Genomic DNA, 15,670 nt, shown 5'->3' with positions numbered 1-15,670 from the left:
TACTGATGCAAAATCATCCTGTATATACAGATAACGATCCGCAAAGCGAGCTATCAACCCTTAACCTGGGGCCAACTCACCCTGCTACCCACGGGGTGTTTCAAAATGTGCTTCAGCTTGATGGCGAACGCATCGTTAGCGGTGTATCAACCATTGGTTATATACACCGCGCATTTGAAAAAATTGCCGAGCACAGGCCTTTTTACCAGATAACCCCGCTTACCGACCGTTTAAACTATTGCTCATCGCCCATCAATAACATGGGCTGGCATATGACAGTTGAAAAGTTGTTAAATATCCAAACTCCAAAGCGCGTTGATTACCTGCGCGTAATTGTGATGGAGCTTGCCCGTATAGCCGATCATATCATTTGTAACGGTGTATTGGGTGTGGATACAGGCGCGTTTACAGGCTTCCTGTACATGATGGAGCACCGTGAGGCTATTTATGAAATATATGAAGAAGTTTGCGGATCGCGCCTTACGACCAACATTGGCCGTATCGGTGGTTTTGAGCGTAACTTCAACAGCCGTGCATTCGATAAGCTGCGCGCATTTTTAAAGAACTTCCCTAAAACCCTTAAAGAGTTTGAAAGCCTGTTTAACCGTAACAGGATCTTTGTTGACCGTACCAGGGACGTAGCTGCTGTTAGCGCTGAAACCGCTTTGAGCTACAGCTGGACCGGGCCGCTTTTACGTGCTGCCGGTGTTGATTACGACGTAAGGGCTATGAACCCATATTCATCATACGAAGACTTTGAATTTGAAGTGCCGGTAGGCGACAATGGTGATGTTTACAGCCGTTTTTTGGTTCGCAACGAAGAAATGTGGCAAAGCTTAAGGATCATTGAACAGGCTTTAGCCAAACTTGATAAAGAACCAAGCGATATTTTCCACGCTGATGTACCTGAATTTTACCTGCCTCCAAAAGAGGAAGTATATAATAACATGGAAGCTTTGATCTATCACTTTAAAATTGTGATGGGCGAAATTCCAACCCCAACTACCGAAGTTTATCATTCGGTTGAGGGTGCTAACGGCGAGCTGGGCTTTTACCTGGTTAATGATGGTGGCCGCTCACCGTACCGTTTACATTTCCGCAGGCCAAGCTTCATCAATTACCAGATGTATGCACCAATGAGCCGCGGTATGTTATTATCAGATGCTATTATTAACATGAGTAGTTTAAACGTTATAGCCGGAGAGTTAGATGCTTAGAGTTGACGAAGCTCAGGAACCGGTTGAATTTTCGCCGGCACTGATCAGCAAATTTGATGAAATAGTTAGCCGTTATCCGCAGGGGAAGCAAAAATCAGGCTTACTGCCGATCCTTCACCTGGTACAGGCCGAATTTGGCTGGGTAAGCGCGCCCGCGATGGATAAGGTTGCCGAATATTTAAGCATCCTGCCTATTGAGGTATACGAGGTTGCTACATTTTATACCATGTACTTTTTACGCCCGCAGGGCAAGTACGTGCTGGAAGTTTGCCGCACAAGCGGTTGCTGCCTGGTAGGTGCCGAAAAGATCATGGATCATATAGAGGAAACCCTTGGTGTAAAAGAAGGTGAAGTTACTCCCGACGGCTTATTCAGCTGGAGAGGGGTAGAGTGCCTTGCCGCCTGTGGTTTTGGCCCCGTATTGCAAATTGGCCCTGAATATACTTTTTATGAAAACCTGACCAACGAGTCGGTAGATAAATTGATCAGTGATTTAAAAGCGAAAGCTAAGAATTAAGTTATGGGACGGAAATTACTTTTAGAACATATAAACGTACCCGGCATCAACACATTTGATGTTTACCGTTCAAAAGGTGGCTATGCTTCTGTGGAGAAAGCATTGAAAACCATGTCGCCTGAGGCGATTGTTGAGGAGGTTAAAAAATCGGGCTTACGCGGTCGTGGCGGTGCGGGTTTCCCTACCGGTATGAAATGGAGCTTTTTGGCTAAGCCCGAAGGCGTTGCGCGTTACCTGGTTTGTAATGGTGACGAATCGGAACCTGGTACTTTTAAAGACCGCTACCTGATGACTTATATCCCTCACTTGCTGATTGAGGGCATGATTGTATCAAGTTTTGCGCTTGGTGCTAATACATCATACATCTACCTGCGCGGCGAAATGATGCCACAGGTAAGGATCCTGGAAAGAGCTATCGCTGAAGCAAAAGCAAAAGGTTTCTTAGGTAAAAATATATTAGGTACCGGTTACGATCTTGAGCTTTACGTTCAGCCAGGCGGTGGTGCTTATATCTGCGGTGAAGAAACTGCTTTATTGGAATCATTGGAAGGTAAACGCGGCAACCCTCGTATTAAACCACCGTTTCCGGCTATTGCCGGTTTATATGGTTGCCCTACAGTGGTAAACAATGTTGAATCTATAGCAGCGGTTGTACCTATCATTAACGAGGGTGGCGACGAATATGCTAAAATAGGTATCGGTCGTAGTACAGGTACTAAGCTCATCTCAGCTGGTGGTAACCTGAAAAAACCTGGGGTTTATGAAATTGAACTCGGTGTACCTGTTGAAGAATTTATTTATTCTGATGAGTATTGCGGTGGTATCGCCAATGGCAAACGCCTGAAAGCTGTTGTTGCCGGCGGTTCATCAGTGCCAATTTTACCGGCTAACCTCATCCTGAAAACTATCAATAACGAAGCCCGTTTGATGAGCTATGAATCATTATCAGATGGTGGTTTCGTAAGCGGTACCATGTTGGGTTCGGGTGGTTTCATCGCTTATGATGAAGATGCCTGTATTGTACGTAATACTTGGAATTTCGCCCGTTTTTATCACCACGAGAGTTGCGGACAATGTTCGCCTTGCCGTGAGGGTACTGGCTGGATGGAGAAAGTATTACATCGCTTGGAATATGGCCATGGCAAAATGAGCGACATGGACTTGCTGGTAGATGTATCTAAGAAAATAGAGGGAAATACCATTTGTCCGCTGGGTGACGCGGCAGCATGGCCTGTGGCCAGTGCTATTCGCCATTTCAGGGATGAGTTTGAATGGCACGTAACTAACGCCAGCGAAGCAACTTCAAGAAACTACGGTTTGGCACATTATGCTGATCCGTTGAAAGTTGCAGAGACGGCGTAAATATATAACTATATGTCATTGTGAGCGGAGCGTGGCAATCTCGTCGCATGAAAAGAATAGCTACGAGATTGCTTCGTGCCTCGCAATGACATAGTGGTTTAGCTTTTAAAATTGATTTAGAGGCGAAGAATTTTAGAAATTAACAAACGACGTTATTATTAAATGTCAATGAAAGTAACAATAGACGGAATAACCGTTGATGTAGAACCCGGAACAAGCATCCTGAACGCTGCAAGGCAAATAGGAGGTGATATTGTTCCGCCTGCAATGTGCTATTACTCTAAGCTGCAGGGTAGCGGCGGTAAATGCCGTACCTGTTTGGTTAAGGTTACCAAAGGATCAGAAAAAGATCCGCGCCCTATGCCTAAACTGGTGGCTTCATGCCGTACCGGTGTTATGGATGGGATGGAGGTACAAAATATTACTTCGCCTGAGGTTATTGAAGCCCGTAAAGGCGTGGTAGAAATGCTGCTGATCAATCACCCGCTTGATTGCCCTGTTTGCGACCAGGCCGGCGAATGCCACTTGCAGGATCTGGGCTTTGAGCATGGAGCAGCTAAAACTCGCTATGAATTTGACCGCCGTACATTTGAAAAGATCGACATAGGCGACAAAATTCAGCTGCACATGACCCGCTGCATCCTTTGCTACCGTTGTGTGTTTACTGCCGATCAAATTACCAATACCCGTTTACATGGCATCCTGAACAGGGGCGATCATTCTGAAATTTCCACATATATCAGCAAAGCTGTTGATAACGATTTTTCGGGTAACATGATTGACGTATGCCCGGTAGGTGCTTTAACTGATAAAACTTTCCGCTTTAAAAACCGTGTTTGGTTTACCAAGCCTGTTGAAGCACACCGCGATTGCGATAAATGCTGCGGTAAAGTAACACTTTGGTATAAAGGCGAAGACGTGATCAGGGTAACTGGCCGTAAAGATGTTTATGGTGAAGTTGAGGAATTTATTTGCAACACTTGCCGATTCGATAAAAAGAAAACTGCCGATTGGGTTATTGAAGGCCCACGTAAAGTATCTCACCACTCTGTGATCAGCGCTAACCATTACGAGTTTACACCGCTGCCAGTTGTTAAAACCAACCCGGTACTGATGGAAGCTAATAAAGAACAATTTGAAAGGGAGACCCGCTTATAATGGAAACTACCGATTTAATATTCAGGATCGTACTGATCGTTGTGATTTTCGCTATCAGCCTGGTTGTGGCTATGTATTCAACCTATGCCGAACGTAAAGTTGCTGCATTTTTCCAGGATAGGATAGGCCCTAACCGTGCCGGTCCGTGGGGTATTTTACAACCCCTTGCCGATGGTGGCAAGATGTTTTTGAAAGAAGAGATCATCCCTACCAATGCAACCGGCTTCCTGTTCATTGTGGGTCCTTCACTGGCTATTTTAACTGCTTGTATCGGTTCGGCTGTTATTCCATGGGGATCGGCTATCCAAATTGGCGGTCGTACGTTTGATCTGCAGGTTACCGATATTAACGTAGGTGTACTCTACATTTTTGGTGTGGTATCATTGGGCGTTTATGGTATTATGATTGGCGGCTGGGCTTCCAACAATAAGTACTCATTATTAGGCGCTATCCGCGCAGCATCACAAAATATCAGCTACGAAATTTCGATGGGTTTATCCATCATCGCATTGCTGATGCTTACCGGTACCTTAAGTCTTAAGGAAATCGCGGAGCAACAACATGGTTTTGCCTGGAATGTTTGGAGACAGCCACTTGGCTTCCTGCTGTTCCTGGTGTGTGCTTTTGCCGAAACCAACCGCTCACCGTTTGACTTACCTGAGTGCGAAACCGAGCTTGTAGGTGGCTATCACACCGAATACTCATCAATGAAATTAGGTTTTTACCTGTTTGCCGAGTATATCAACATGTTCATTTCATCGGCAGTAATGGCTACCCTGTACTGGGGTGGTTACAATTACCCTGGTATGGATTGGGTTGCGGCTCACGCCGGACCAACCATTGCACCGCTTATTGGCGTTGTTGTATTATTTGGTAAGATATTCTTCTCTATCTTCTTTTTCATGTGGGTGCGTTGGACTATCCCGCGTTTCCGTTATGACCAGTTGATGGACCTTGGCTGGAAAATATTAATTCCATTGGCCATCACCAACATCGTGCTGACAGGCGTGATTAGTACATTACTTAAATAGATTGGAGTTTTTAAAAAATGGAATCATTAAGCAATAAACGAAAAGTACTGGAAGTTAAGCCACTCAATTTTTTAGAGCGTGCTTACCTGCCGGCCATTGTGGGCGGTTTATCCACTACAATGAAACACTTTTTCAAAAAGCCGGTAACCATCAGCTATCCTGAAGAAAAGCGTGAATTTTCAGAGAATTTCCGCGGCATGCACTCGCTTAAACGCGATGAGGATGGTAGGGAGCGTTGTACAGCCTGCGGCCTTTGCGCATTATCGTGCCCGGCAGAAGCTATTACCATGACAGCTGCCGAACGCCAGAAAGGCGAGGAGCACCTGTACCGCGAAGAGAAATACGCTGCTGTTTATGAAATCAACATGCTGCGCTGCATTTTTTGCGGTTTATGTGAAGAGGCCTGCCCTAAGGAAGCTATTTATCTTGACGGTGATATCGTACCTGCCGACTACTTAAGGAAGGATTTTATTTACGGTAAAGACAAATTAGTAGAAGCACCCTTAAATCAATAAAGAAGTTTTATACCTTTGCCCTGCCTAAAAGGGTAAAGGTATTTTGTAAATAAAAACATGAGTACATTTTACTTCATCGCATTTTTGTCCATATTCTTTTCGATATTGGTAATCTCGGCCAAAAATCCGGTACATAGTATCCTTTATCTGATCCTTACCTTTTTTACTTTCACCATTCACTACATTTTGCTTAACGCTCAATTTTTGGCGATTGTAAACTTCATCGTGTACATGGGCGCTATATTGGTATTGTTCCTGTATACACTGATGCTCATCAACCTTAACAAGGAGTCGGAGCCTGTAAAGCCTTTCATGGTTAAAATAGCTGGTGTTTTTGGCGGCGGCATCTTGGCTGTAGCTGTTGCATCTTCACTTAAACTGATGGGCGCATCAAACCCGGTATTGTTACAAAACCCTGATCTGGGCCTTGTAAAAAACTTAGGTAAAGTATTGTTCAACGAATTTTTATTGCCATTTGAAATATCATCTGTATTGCTTTTATCAGCTATGGTAGGTGCGGTATTATTGGCTACTAAAGAAAAAGAACCTAAAGCAGCATAATGGAAAGTTTAACAAATACTATGCACGCCGTGCCGCTTAATCATTACATATTGTTAAGCACAATCATTTTTGCTATAGGCGTAATGGGCGTATTGATCCGCCGTAATGCCATCGTGATCTTCATGTCGGTTGAGTTGATGCTTAATTCGGTTAACCTTTTGCTTACCGCGTTTTCGGTATACAGGGGTGATGCAACCGGGCAGGTATTCGTGTTTTTTATCATGGCGCTGGCCGCTGCTGAAGTTGCAGTTGGTTTGGCTATTATCGTGATGATCTATCGTAATACAAACTCAATTGATATCAACGTACTGAACAGGTTGAAATGGTAACAGGTATTTCCGATTTCGGAGTTTCAATTTCGGAATTGTAATAGCTGATTAGTAATAAAACAAACGTTGTTGCCTCTTTCCCGCAATAGCGATTAGATAATTAAAAACGTATAACGTAACGCGTAAAACGTACAACATCGAACATGGATAAATATATCTGGCTTATTCCAATACTACCGTTAGCCGGTTTTGTTATAAACGGACTTGGCCGTAATTCATTATCAAAAAGTGTAATTGGCTTTATTGGCAGTTTGCTTGTACTGGTATCATTTGGTTTAAGCATTGCAGCTTTTTTCCAGGTAAAATCAACCGGAGTTCCTATTAATGTCAACTACTTTACCTGGTTTGCGGTTGGGTCATTAAAATTTCCTTTCGCATTTCTTATAGATCAGTTAAGCGCTATCATGCTGCTGATCATTACAGGTGTTGGCTTCCTAATCCACCTGTATTCTATTGGCTACATGCATGACGACGAAGGTTTCGGGAAATTTTTCGCTTATCTCAACCTGTTCGTTTTTTTCATGCTGCTGCTGGTTTTAGGTTCAAACTACCTCATCATGTTTATTGGATGGGAGGGCGTAGGTTTGTGCTCATACCTGCTTATCGGTTTCTGGTTTACCAACCCTGATTATGCAGATGCAGCGAAGAAAGCGTTTGTAATGAACCGTATCGGTGACCTTGGTTTCTTATTAGGCATCTTCACCATTATTTATGTTTTCGGTAGCATCCAGTTTGCAGAGATCTTCCCGAAGGCAGCTGTTATGAAATCAGGCGCTGGTCCACTGTTTATCATTACCATTTTACTATTCATTGGTGCCTGCGGTAAATCTGCGCAGTTGCCGTTATTTACCTGGTTGCCTGATGCGATGGCCGGCCCAACTCCGGTTTCGGCTTTGATCCACGCTGCTACCATGGTTACAGCCGGTATCTATATGATTGCCCGCTCAAACATATTCTACACTTTATCTCCGGATACAATGGAGATAATTGCTTATGTAGGTTTGGCAACGGCCCTCATTGCGGCACTTATCGCGTTAACGCAAACAGATATTAAAAAGGTATTGGCTTATTCAACTGTATCTCAATTGGGGTATATGTTTTTAGGCCTGGGTGTTGGTGCTTATACAGGTGCTTTCTTTCACGTGTTAACACATGCTTTCTTTAAAGCTTTATTATTCCTTGGTGCAGGCTCTGTGATCCACGCTATGAGCGGTGAACAGGATATGCGCAAAATGGGCGGCTTAAAAGGCAAGATCAAAACTACATTTACCACCATGATGATTGGTACTGTAGCTATTGCCGGTATTCCTCCGTTGGCAGGCTTCTTTTCAAAAGATGAAATATTAGCACATGCTTACGCGCATAGCCCTATATTTTGGGCCGTAGGTGTATTAACTGCTATGTTAACTTCATTCTATATGTTCAGGATGATGTACCTTACATTTTACGGAAAGTTCCGTGGTACTCATGAGCAGGAGCATCATTTACATGAATCGCCTCCAACAATGACTATTCCGCTTATCGTATTAGCTATCCTTTCAATTGTAGGTGGTTTTATAGGTGTGCCGGAAGTATTACACGGACATCATGAACTGGCACATTTCCTTGAGCCTGTTTTCCATAAATCAAACGAAATTTTGGGCGAGCATCATTTGTCCGAATCACTTGAATACGCGTTAATGGGCACTTCGGTAGCATTGGCTTTAGCTGCTATGGCTTATGCCTATATGAAATATGCTAAAAATGGCAGCGTACCTGTTGCTGATACTGAAGAGCGCCCGGCACTTACAAGTCTGTCATACCACAAGTTTTACCTTGATGAACTTTATGACCTGATTGTTCGCAAACCACTCGACTGGCTTTCAACCTTCTTCTATAACATCATAGAGCGTTTAGGTATCGATGGTTTGGTGAACGGGATTGGCAGAGGAACAATTGAAACCAGTAAAGGCCTGCGCCTGCTGCAAACCGGTAACGTAGGGTTCTACATATTTGTAATGGTACTGGGAATTATCGCGGTATTAGTGTATAGCGTATTTGGATTAACTAAAATATAAACGATAAGCGTTTAGCAACATAAAAATGACCGTTAGTATATTACTTTTTTTGCCAATAGTTGCCGCTGTTATAACTGCCCTACTTAAAAACGGGATAGCTAAACATGCTGCATTATTTTTCTCTGTTGCCCAACTGGTAATAGCGCTTATATTTTTAAGCAAGTTTGTTCCGGATGCATCAACCCAGTTTGTAATTGATGTGCCATGGATCAGCAGTTTTGGAATTTACTTCAGTGCCGGTATCGACGGGATCAGTATGATCCTGGTTTTGTTAACCACGGTGCTTGTACCATTAATTATTTTAACAACCTATCAGCATCAATACAAAAATGAAGGTGCCTTTTATGGTCTCATCCTGTTTATGCAGGCTGGTATGCTGGTTGTATTTACCGCCCTCGACGGATTTTTGTTTTACGTTGGATGGGAAGCGGCATTGATCCCGATCTACTTCATTTGTGCCCTTTGGGGAGGTGAAAACCGCATCCGTATTACCATTAAATTTTTCATCTACACCTTTGCCGGTTCGTTGTTCATGCTGGTAGGCATTATCTACCTGTACCTCCAATCTCCAGACAAAACTTTCGACATCCACAATTTTTATAAAATGACTTTGGATGTTAAACATCAGAGCTGGATCTTCTGGGCATTTTTTCTGGCCTTTGCCATCAAGATGCCTTTGTTCCCTTTCCATACCTGGCAGCCTGATACTTATACCGAAGCTCCATCTGGCGGTACCATGATGTTATCAGGTATCATGCTTAAAATGGGTATTTATGGTGCTATCCGCTGGATGATCCCTAATGCCCCGCTTGGCTTTTATCATTTCCAGGCGTTGGCCATGATCCTTGGGGTTATAGGTGTAGTTTATGCTTCTATTATCGCCTTTAAACAAAAAGACGGAAAACGCCTGGTGGCCTATTCATCAATAGCACACGTTGGCCTGATAGCTGCAGGTATTTTTGCCTGGAATATTGCCGGTGTTCAGGGTGCCATGATTCAGATGCTTAACCACGGTATTAACGTTGTTGGTATGTTCTTTATCTGGGACATCATCAGCCGCAGGCTGAACACCCGTGAGATAGATCAGCTTGGCGGTATCGCGAAGGTAGCCCCTAAATTTGCAATAGGTTTCCTGATCATATTATTAGGTACAGTGGGATTACCACTTACTAATGGTTTTATTGGCGAGTTCCTGTTGCTGAAAGGTGTATTTGATTTTAGCGTACTGCACTATGTAAACCTGGTACTGGCTGCCGTTGCGGGCCTTACCATCATTTTTGGTGCGGTTTACATGTTACGCCTTTATAAAAACGTAATGCAGGGCGAAACCAACCCGCTTACAGCGACTTTTGCTGATGTTAGCGGTACTGAAAAGTTAACGTTGTGTATCATTTGTGCCCTGGTTATTGTATTGGGCATTTATCCTCAGCCTATTCTGCATATTTCTGAAGCTGCGGTAACGCAACTGGTAAATCAGATAGGTTCAAAGTTTACAATGTAGGTTTAAGATTTTAAAGAAAAGAATGAATACTATAATCATCATATCTGTTTTACCTATAGTGCTTTTGTATTTAGGGTTATATAAAGCGCAAAAAGCTTTATTGCCTGTTACCGTTATAGGATTACTGGCTGCTTTAGGTTTTGCAATTTGCCAATGGACTTCAAAAGATACAGCCGAACCGCTTTATACCGGCATGCTGTTATTCAATAATTTTTCGGTTGTTTTTTCAAGCGTTACCATTATATCTACCATCCTGATTGTATTGTTGTCGAAAGGGTACTTTGAGCGTATCAGCAGGCACGCAGCCGAGTATTATGCTATTATCCTGTTTTCACTGACCGGTATAATTGTAATGGTGTCGTTTAATAACCTGGTGATGCTGTTTATCGGTATCGAGATCATGTCGGTTAGCTTATACATCCTGGCGGGTATTAAAAAGAGCGATTTTGCTTCAAATGAAGCTGCTTTGAAGTACTTTTTAATGGGTGCTTTTTCAACCGGCTTCCTGCTGTTTGGTATGGCCCTGTTATACGGATCTTCAGGTTCATTCAACATGGATACCATCAGGGAGTATGTAATCAACCATCCGCATATCGATCCTATGTTTTATACGGGCATAGCCCTTCTTATAGTAGGCTTATGTTTTAAAGTAGGTGCGGCTCCGTTCCACTTCTGGACTCCCGACGTATATGAAGGGGCACCTACGCTGATCACAGCTTTCATGTCTACTGTAGTTAAAACAGCAGGTTTCGCAGCATTCCTGCGTTTATTCTCGGCTTGCTTCCAACCATTATCTGATTTTTGGACACCGATATTACTTGTTATCACTATTATTACCTTATTTATAGGCAATATCACCGCGTTGTATCAGCAAAGCTTTAAGAGGATGCTTGCATTTTCAAGTATCTCTCACGCCGGCTACCTGTTATTTGCAATCGTGTCATTAGGCGCTGCCTCAGGTAATTCGGTATTTGTATATGCTACGGCATACTCGATAGCTTCAATCATTGCGTTTGGCGGTTTAATATTAGTACAGCAACAAGGTGGAAGTGATAACTTTGAAAGCTTTAATGGTTTGGGTAAGAAGAACCCGTTCCTTGCCTTTGTGTTAACTGTAGCCATGCTTTCATTGGCGGGGATTCCGCTTACTGCAGGCTTCATCGGTAAATTCTTCATGTTTTCGGGAGCGGTGAGCCGTTATCATATCGGTTTAGTTATTATAGCTGTGATTAACGCTATCATTAGTATCTTTTACTATTTCAGGGTCATCATCGCCATGTACTTCCGTACCGACGAACGCGCAGAGCTTACTGTGCCGGTTTATTATAAAGTAGTATTCGCACTTTCAGCTCTCGCCACAATCCTTATTGGTATTTATCCCGATCTTATAGCCCGTTTCATATAATCGGTATTGATAACTGCAAATTGATATAATATTTGTAGTTTTACAGATATAGTGAATGGAAAGTTTCTGGGAATACCTTCAAAATTTAACTGACGCACAATCCATAATAAGCAGGGGTGGTTTTTATCTCTTGCTTATTGTTGTTTTTGCTGAAACCGGTTTATTCTTTGGTTTCTTTCTGCCCGGCGATTACCTGCTGTTTATGGCTGGTTTATTGTGTGCCGCTGGTAAAGTTGATGTTTCTATAACTACGCTGGTATTGTCATTGATAGGCGCCGGAGTATTAGGCAATTTTACAGGCTATTGGTTTGGTTACCGAACGGGGCCGGTATTATTCAATAAAAACGACTCACTATTTTTTAAGCGGCGCTACGTAGTACTGGCCAGTGAGTTTTACAACAAACATGGAGGGATGGCGCTTATTTTAGGGAGATTTTTCCCTATTGTTAGAACATTTGCTCCTATATTTGCAGGTGTTGTTAAGGTTGATGTTAAAAGATTTTCAGTTTATAACCTTATTGGCAGCGTAGCCTGGGTATGTGTATTTACGCTGGGCGGTTTTTTTTTAGGGCGAAGGTTCCCTCAACTGCAGGATTATTTGCAATACATTGTACTGGGATTGATTGTAATTACAACAATTCCGCTGGTTATTGCTTATGTTAAAAAGAAACTTCGTGAAAAAAACGAAAAAATAGATTAGTTAATAATTTTATATACTATATAATAAAGATAAATGAGTACTCTGCATCCATGGCACCAGGTTTCACCAGGTGATAATATCCCTGAAATAGTAAACGCTATTATTGAAATTCCAAAAGGATCAAAAGCGAAATATGAAATTGATAAAGAATCAGGCTTACTGAAGCTCGATCGTGTATTATTTTCATCTGTAATGTACCCGGCTAACTACGGCTTTATCCCTCAAACCTATTGCGATGATAAAGATCCTTTGGATATCCTTGTACTTTGCTCAATTGACGTTTTCCCTATGTCTATCATTGAGGCTAAGGTAGTAGGTGTAATGCACATGGTTGATAATGGTGAGCAGGATGATAAGATCATTGCAGTGGCTAAAAATGACATGTCGGTAAATTATATTAACGACTTAAACGAATTGCCTCCACATGCCATGACCGAAATTGTTCGCTTTTTTAAAGATTACAAAAAATTGGAAGGCAAAAACGTAACCATCGAACATTTGTTAGGTGTACGTTATGCCCATAAAGTGATAACCGAGAGTTTGGAGCTGTACAAGTCTACGTTCCCTGTGTATCAATCATAAATAAATGGACCCCGCACATTACGAGATTAGTTTATTTTACATTTTCGCTACCATGTTTTTGGTTTTACTCAATGGCTTTTTTGTAGCCGCGGAGTTTGCCATGGTAAGGGTTCGGGGTTCGCAAATTGAAATTAGGGCCAAAGGCGGCAGTGGCGTAGCCAAAGTTGCCCGGGGCATATTGCATAATTTAGATGGTTACCTGGCTGCCACACAGCTGGGTATTACCATTGCTTCGCTGGCGCTCGGTGTTGTAGGTGAGGAGGTTGCCACTAACATCGTTATCCGCGCTTTCCTGAGCGTGGGCATAACCCTTTCTCCCGGTTATATCACGGCCAGTCATATCCTGGCTTTTAGCGTTATTACCATCATGCACATTGTTTTTGGTGAGCTTGCGCCTAAATCGTTAGCTATCCAAAAATCGGTACGTACAGTGATGGCTGTTTCATTGCCACTCAGGTTCTTCTTTGTAGTTTTTAGGCCATTTATATGGGTACTTAATAATTTTGCAAATTTCATTCTGAAATTATTGGGTATAAGCACCGTTGAAGGCAGTGAAACCCATCATAGTTCGGAAGAACTGCAATACTTGTTGGAGCAAGGTAAAGAGACCGGCGCACTTGACTCAAATGAGCACGAACTGATCCAGAACGTGTTTGATTTTAACGAGCGGGTGGTAAAAAACATCATGGTACCACGTACCAAAATCTCGGGAGTCGATATCGCTTCAACCAAAGAAGAGCTGCTGGATATGATCATCAACGAAGGTTATTCGCGGATGCCGGTTTATGACGATGTGATAGATAAGATCATCGGTATTGTACACGCCAAAGATATTTTGCCACTACTGGCCCGCAATGAAGAGATCGTACTGAAAGATATTATCCGCAAACCGTATTTCATCCCCGAAACCAAAAAGATCAACGATCTGATGGCCGAATTGCAGCAAAAGCGTATCCAGATAGCTATTGTACTTGACGAGTTTGGCGGTACCGCCGGTATGGTTACGCTGGAGGATATTGTAGAAGAACTGGTTGGCGAGATCCAGGATGAGTATGATGAAGAAAAGCCGATTGTCGAAAAGGTAAACGAACGTGAGTTTATAGTAAATGCACTTGCATCTATTTATGATGTAAATGAGCATTTACCGCATGATTTACCTGAAGATGGCGACTTTGATACCGTGTCGGGCTGGCTTGGTGATATCTTCGGAAAGATCCCCGATGTTGGTGAGCAAAAAGAATCCAACGGGTACAATATCACCGTACTGAAAAAATCTGACCAGAATATAGAATCAGTTAAACTCGAATTACTGATAAATGAAGAAGATGCAGTAGATTTACATTAATCTGCTTATTCATAATGCAACTTTTTTATACACCTGATATTGATGCCTCGCATCCCCAATATTTTCTGAGCGAAGAGGAAAGCAAACACGCTATACGTGTACTGCGCCTTGAAACAGGCAGCGAGGTACAATTGATTGACGGAAGAGGAGGCTTATATACCGCTCAGATCCATGATGCACACCCTAAGCGTACCATTCTAAAAATAACATCGGTAACCACCGAATTTGAAAAACGTAACCATTACCTGCATCTTGCGGTAGCACCAACCAAAAATATCGAACGCCTGGAGTGGTTTTTAGAGAAAGCTACAGAAATAGGTATTGATGAGGTGTCATTAATTATCACCCAACGGTCGGAACGTAAGGAAGCCAAAACAGAGCGTTTAAATAAAATTATTACGGCGGCTATCAAGCAATCCCTTAAAGCATATCACCCCATATTAAATGAGCCGGCAACACTAAATCAGCTACTTGATAAACCTTTTGAGGGGCAAAAATTTATTGCTCACTGCGAGCCCGGAGAGAAATTTAATCTGAAAGACGAAATAACTCCGCAGGGGCGTTATTTAATATTGATAGGCCCGGAAGGGGATTTTGCTCCGGCTGAGATCGATAAGGCTTTACAAAACGGTTTTAAACCGATATCTTTAGGTACAAGTCGCCTGCGTACGGAAACGGCTGCGCTGGAGGCTTGCTTTGAGGTGAATTTTTTAAACAGGTGATGAAAAGAATAAGGTTAGCATTGGTTGTTTTATTTGCAGCTATAGCAATGAGCAGCTTTAATGCCCCTGCCTATAAAATTGCACGCCTCAAATACAGCGGTGGCGGTGATTGGTATGGCGACCGTACAGCGTTACCTAACCTGATCAAATTCTGTAACGAAAACCTCAAAACCAATTTTGATGATGATGATGAGGTGGTTGAAGTAGGCAGTGCTTCTTTATTTAATTATCCTTTCACTTTTATGACAGGGCATGGTAACGTGATCTTTTCCGATCAGGAAGCCCGTAACCTGCGTAAATACCTCACCGGTGGCGGCTTTTTGCATATCGATGATAATTACGGGCTCGACCAATATATTCGGCCGCAAATGAAAAAAGTGTTTCCTGAGCTCGATTTTGTTGAGCTGCCGGTAAATCACCCCATTTACCATCAAAAATATGCCTTCCCGAATGGCCTGCCCAAAATTCATGAACATGACGGCAAGCGTGCCCAGGGTTTTGGTTTGATATATAAAGGCAGACTGGTTTGCTTTTATACCTATGAGTGCGATTTAGGCAATGGCTGGGAGGATTATGGTACCTATGCCGGCGATACCCAGGAAGCCCGCCAAAAAGCTCTTAAAATGGGCGCAAATTTAATTCAGTATATTTTCACTCAATAGTAGCTG

At 42.7% G+C, this 15,670-nt stretch carries 16 protein-coding genes; all 16 read left to right on the top strand.

Translation table 11 applies throughout. The features are described from left to right. The first annotated feature begins 5 nt into the window (after positions 1-5). The 16 genes from J3L18_RS17785 to J3L18_RS17710 all read left to right on the top strand — a co-directional run bounded on the left by J3L18_RS17785 (position 6) and on the right by J3L18_RS17710 (position 15,664). Positions 6-1,217 carry an NADH-quinone oxidoreductase subunit D gene (locus J3L18_RS17785; RefSeq protein WP_189549459.1) on the top strand — a complete coding sequence of 404 codons (1,212 nt, stop codon included), beginning with the start codon at positions 6-8 and terminating at the stop codon, positions 1,215-1,217. Further along, on the top strand, positions 1,210-1,734 hold the full coding sequence (locus J3L18_RS17780) for an NADH-quinone oxidoreductase subunit NuoE family protein (protein WP_090533912.1): 525 nt from the start codon (positions 1,210-1,212) through the stop codon (positions 1,732-1,734). The genes J3L18_RS17785 and J3L18_RS17780 overlap by 8 nt, the downstream gene beginning before the upstream one ends. Before the next feature lie 3 nt (positions 1,735-1,737). Next, positions 1,738-3,096 carry an NADH-quinone oxidoreductase subunit NuoF gene (gene nuoF / locus J3L18_RS17775; RefSeq protein ID WP_112654854.1) on the top strand — a complete coding sequence of 453 codons (1,359 nt, stop codon included), beginning with the start codon at positions 1,738-1,740 and terminating at the stop codon, positions 3,094-3,096. Between the two features lie 168 nt (positions 3,097-3,264). Then, positions 3,265-4,254, top strand: coding sequence for an NADH-quinone oxidoreductase subunit G (locus J3L18_RS17770; RefSeq protein WP_371328329.1), 990 nt, complete (start codon positions 3,265-3,267; stop codon positions 4,252-4,254). Continuing rightward, positions 4,254-5,285, top strand: a complete 1,032-nt coding sequence (nuoH, locus tag J3L18_RS17765; RefSeq protein WP_112654853.1) for an NADH-quinone oxidoreductase subunit NuoH — start codon at positions 4,254-4,256, stop codon at positions 5,283-5,285. The genes J3L18_RS17770 and nuoH overlap by 1 nt, the downstream gene beginning before the upstream one ends. Positions 5,286-5,302: 17 nt before the next feature. Further along, positions 5,303-5,800 carry a NuoI/complex I 23 kDa subunit family protein gene (locus J3L18_RS17760; RefSeq protein ID WP_090533905.1) on the top strand — a complete coding sequence of 166 codons (498 nt, stop codon included), beginning with the start codon at positions 5,303-5,305 and terminating at the stop codon, positions 5,798-5,800. Between the two features lie 57 nt (positions 5,801-5,857). Continuing rightward, complete coding sequence (locus J3L18_RS17755) at positions 5,858-6,361, top strand: NADH-quinone oxidoreductase subunit J family protein (protein WP_091175794.1); 504 nt, start codon at positions 5,858-5,860, stop codon at positions 6,359-6,361. Further along, on the top strand, positions 6,361-6,690 hold the full coding sequence (nuoK, locus tag J3L18_RS17750) for an NADH-quinone oxidoreductase subunit NuoK (RefSeq protein ID WP_090533902.1): 330 nt from the start codon (positions 6,361-6,363) through the stop codon (positions 6,688-6,690). Before J3L18_RS17755 ends, nuoK begins: the two co-directional genes overlap by 1 nt. A gap of 143 nt (positions 6,691-6,833) precedes the next feature. Further along, positions 6,834-8,747 carry an NADH-quinone oxidoreductase subunit L gene (nuoL, locus tag J3L18_RS17745; RefSeq protein ID WP_129571480.1) on the top strand — a complete coding sequence of 638 codons (1,914 nt, stop codon included), beginning with the start codon at positions 6,834-6,836 and terminating at the stop codon, positions 8,745-8,747. Positions 8,748-8,772: 25 nt separating this feature from the next. Continuing rightward, positions 8,773-10,248 (top strand): complex I subunit 4 family protein, encoded by a 1,476-nt coding sequence (locus J3L18_RS17740; RefSeq protein ID WP_091175800.1) that lies wholly within the window; start codon positions 8,773-8,775, stop codon positions 10,246-10,248. A 22-nt stretch (positions 10,249-10,270) separates the two neighbouring features. Next, positions 10,271-11,653, top strand: coding sequence for an NADH-quinone oxidoreductase subunit N (locus J3L18_RS17735; protein ID WP_129571479.1), 1,383 nt, complete (start codon positions 10,271-10,273; stop codon positions 11,651-11,653). 55 nt (positions 11,654-11,708) lie between these two features. Next, a complete protein-coding gene (locus J3L18_RS17730; protein ID WP_129571478.1) occupies positions 11,709-12,353 on the top strand; it encodes a DedA family protein in 645 nt (214 codons plus the stop codon). Between the two features lie 33 nt (positions 12,354-12,386). Beyond that, positions 12,387-12,935 (top strand): inorganic diphosphatase, encoded by a 549-nt coding sequence (locus J3L18_RS17725; protein WP_091175807.1) that lies wholly within the window; start codon positions 12,387-12,389, stop codon positions 12,933-12,935. Between the two features lie 4 nt (positions 12,936-12,939). Further along, positions 12,940-14,280 carry a hemolysin family protein gene (locus tag J3L18_RS17720; RefSeq protein WP_091175810.1) on the top strand — a complete coding sequence of 447 codons (1,341 nt, stop codon included), beginning with the start codon at positions 12,940-12,942 and terminating at the stop codon, positions 14,278-14,280. Positions 14,281-14,294: 14 nt separating this feature from the next. After that, positions 14,295-15,002 (top strand): 16S rRNA (uracil(1498)-N(3))-methyltransferase, encoded by a 708-nt coding sequence (locus tag J3L18_RS17715; RefSeq protein ID WP_129571477.1) that lies wholly within the window; start codon positions 14,295-14,297, stop codon positions 15,000-15,002. Then, entirely contained in the window at positions 15,002-15,664 is a 663-nt protein-coding gene (locus J3L18_RS17710; RefSeq protein ID WP_223266285.1) for a DUF4159 domain-containing protein, read from the top strand. The genes J3L18_RS17715 and J3L18_RS17710 overlap by 1 nt, the downstream gene beginning before the upstream one ends. The last annotated feature ends 6 nt before the right edge of the window (positions 15,665-15,670 follow it).

It is taken from the genome of Mucilaginibacter gossypii (assembly GCF_017569325.2).
Taxonomy (GTDB): domain Bacteria; phylum Bacteroidota; class Bacteroidia; order Sphingobacteriales; family Sphingobacteriaceae; genus Mucilaginibacter; species Mucilaginibacter gossypii.
This window is presented reverse-complemented; position numbering and strand designations above follow the sequence as displayed.

Excerpts from the sequence above, each read along its gene's own strand:
- J3L18_RS17720 (WP_091175810.1), top strand. The coding sequence starts at position 12,940 with ATGGACCCCGCACATTACGAGATTAGTTTATTTTACATTTTCGCTACC.
- J3L18_RS17725 (WP_091175807.1), top strand. The coding sequence starts at position 12,387 with ATGAGTACTCTGCATCCATGGCACCAGGTTTCACCAGGTGATAATATC.
- J3L18_RS17735 (WP_129571479.1), top strand. The coding sequence starts at position 10,271 with ATGAATACTATAATCATCATATCTGTTTTACCTATAGTGCTTTTGTAT.
- J3L18_RS17710 (WP_223266285.1), top strand. The coding sequence starts at position 15,002 with ATGAAAAGAATAAGGTTAGCATTGGTTGTTTTATTTGCAGCTATAGCA.
- nuoK (WP_090533902.1), top strand. The coding sequence starts at position 6,361 with ATGGAAAGTTTAACAAATACTATGCACGCCGTGCCGCTTAATCATTAC.
- nuoF (WP_112654854.1), top strand. The coding sequence starts at position 1,738 with ATGGGACGGAAATTACTTTTAGAACATATAAACGTACCCGGCATCAAC.
- J3L18_RS17740 (WP_091175800.1), top strand. The coding sequence starts at position 8,773 with ATGACCGTTAGTATATTACTTTTTTTGCCAATAGTTGCCGCTGTTATA.
- J3L18_RS17755 (WP_091175794.1), top strand. The coding sequence starts at position 5,858 with ATGAGTACATTTTACTTCATCGCATTTTTGTCCATATTCTTTTCGATA.
- J3L18_RS17770 (WP_371328329.1), top strand. The coding sequence starts at position 3,265 with ATGAAAGTAACAATAGACGGAATAACCGTTGATGTAGAACCCGGAACA.
- J3L18_RS17715 (WP_129571477.1), top strand. The coding sequence starts at position 14,295 with ATGCAACTTTTTTATACACCTGATATTGATGCCTCGCATCCCCAATAT.
- J3L18_RS17780 (WP_090533912.1), top strand. The coding sequence starts at position 1,210 with ATGCTTAGAGTTGACGAAGCTCAGGAACCGGTTGAATTTTCGCCGGCA.
- J3L18_RS17785 (WP_189549459.1), top strand. The coding sequence starts at position 6 with ATGCAAAATCATCCTGTATATACAGATAACGATCCGCAAAGCGAGCTA.
- nuoH (WP_112654853.1), top strand. The coding sequence starts at position 4,254 with ATGGAAACTACCGATTTAATATTCAGGATCGTACTGATCGTTGTGATT.
- nuoL (WP_129571480.1), top strand. The coding sequence starts at position 6,834 with ATGGATAAATATATCTGGCTTATTCCAATACTACCGTTAGCCGGTTTT.
- J3L18_RS17760 (WP_090533905.1), top strand. The coding sequence starts at position 5,303 with ATGGAATCATTAAGCAATAAACGAAAAGTACTGGAAGTTAAGCCACTC.
- J3L18_RS17730 (WP_129571478.1), top strand. The coding sequence starts at position 11,709 with ATGGAAAGTTTCTGGGAATACCTTCAAAATTTAACTGACGCACAATCC.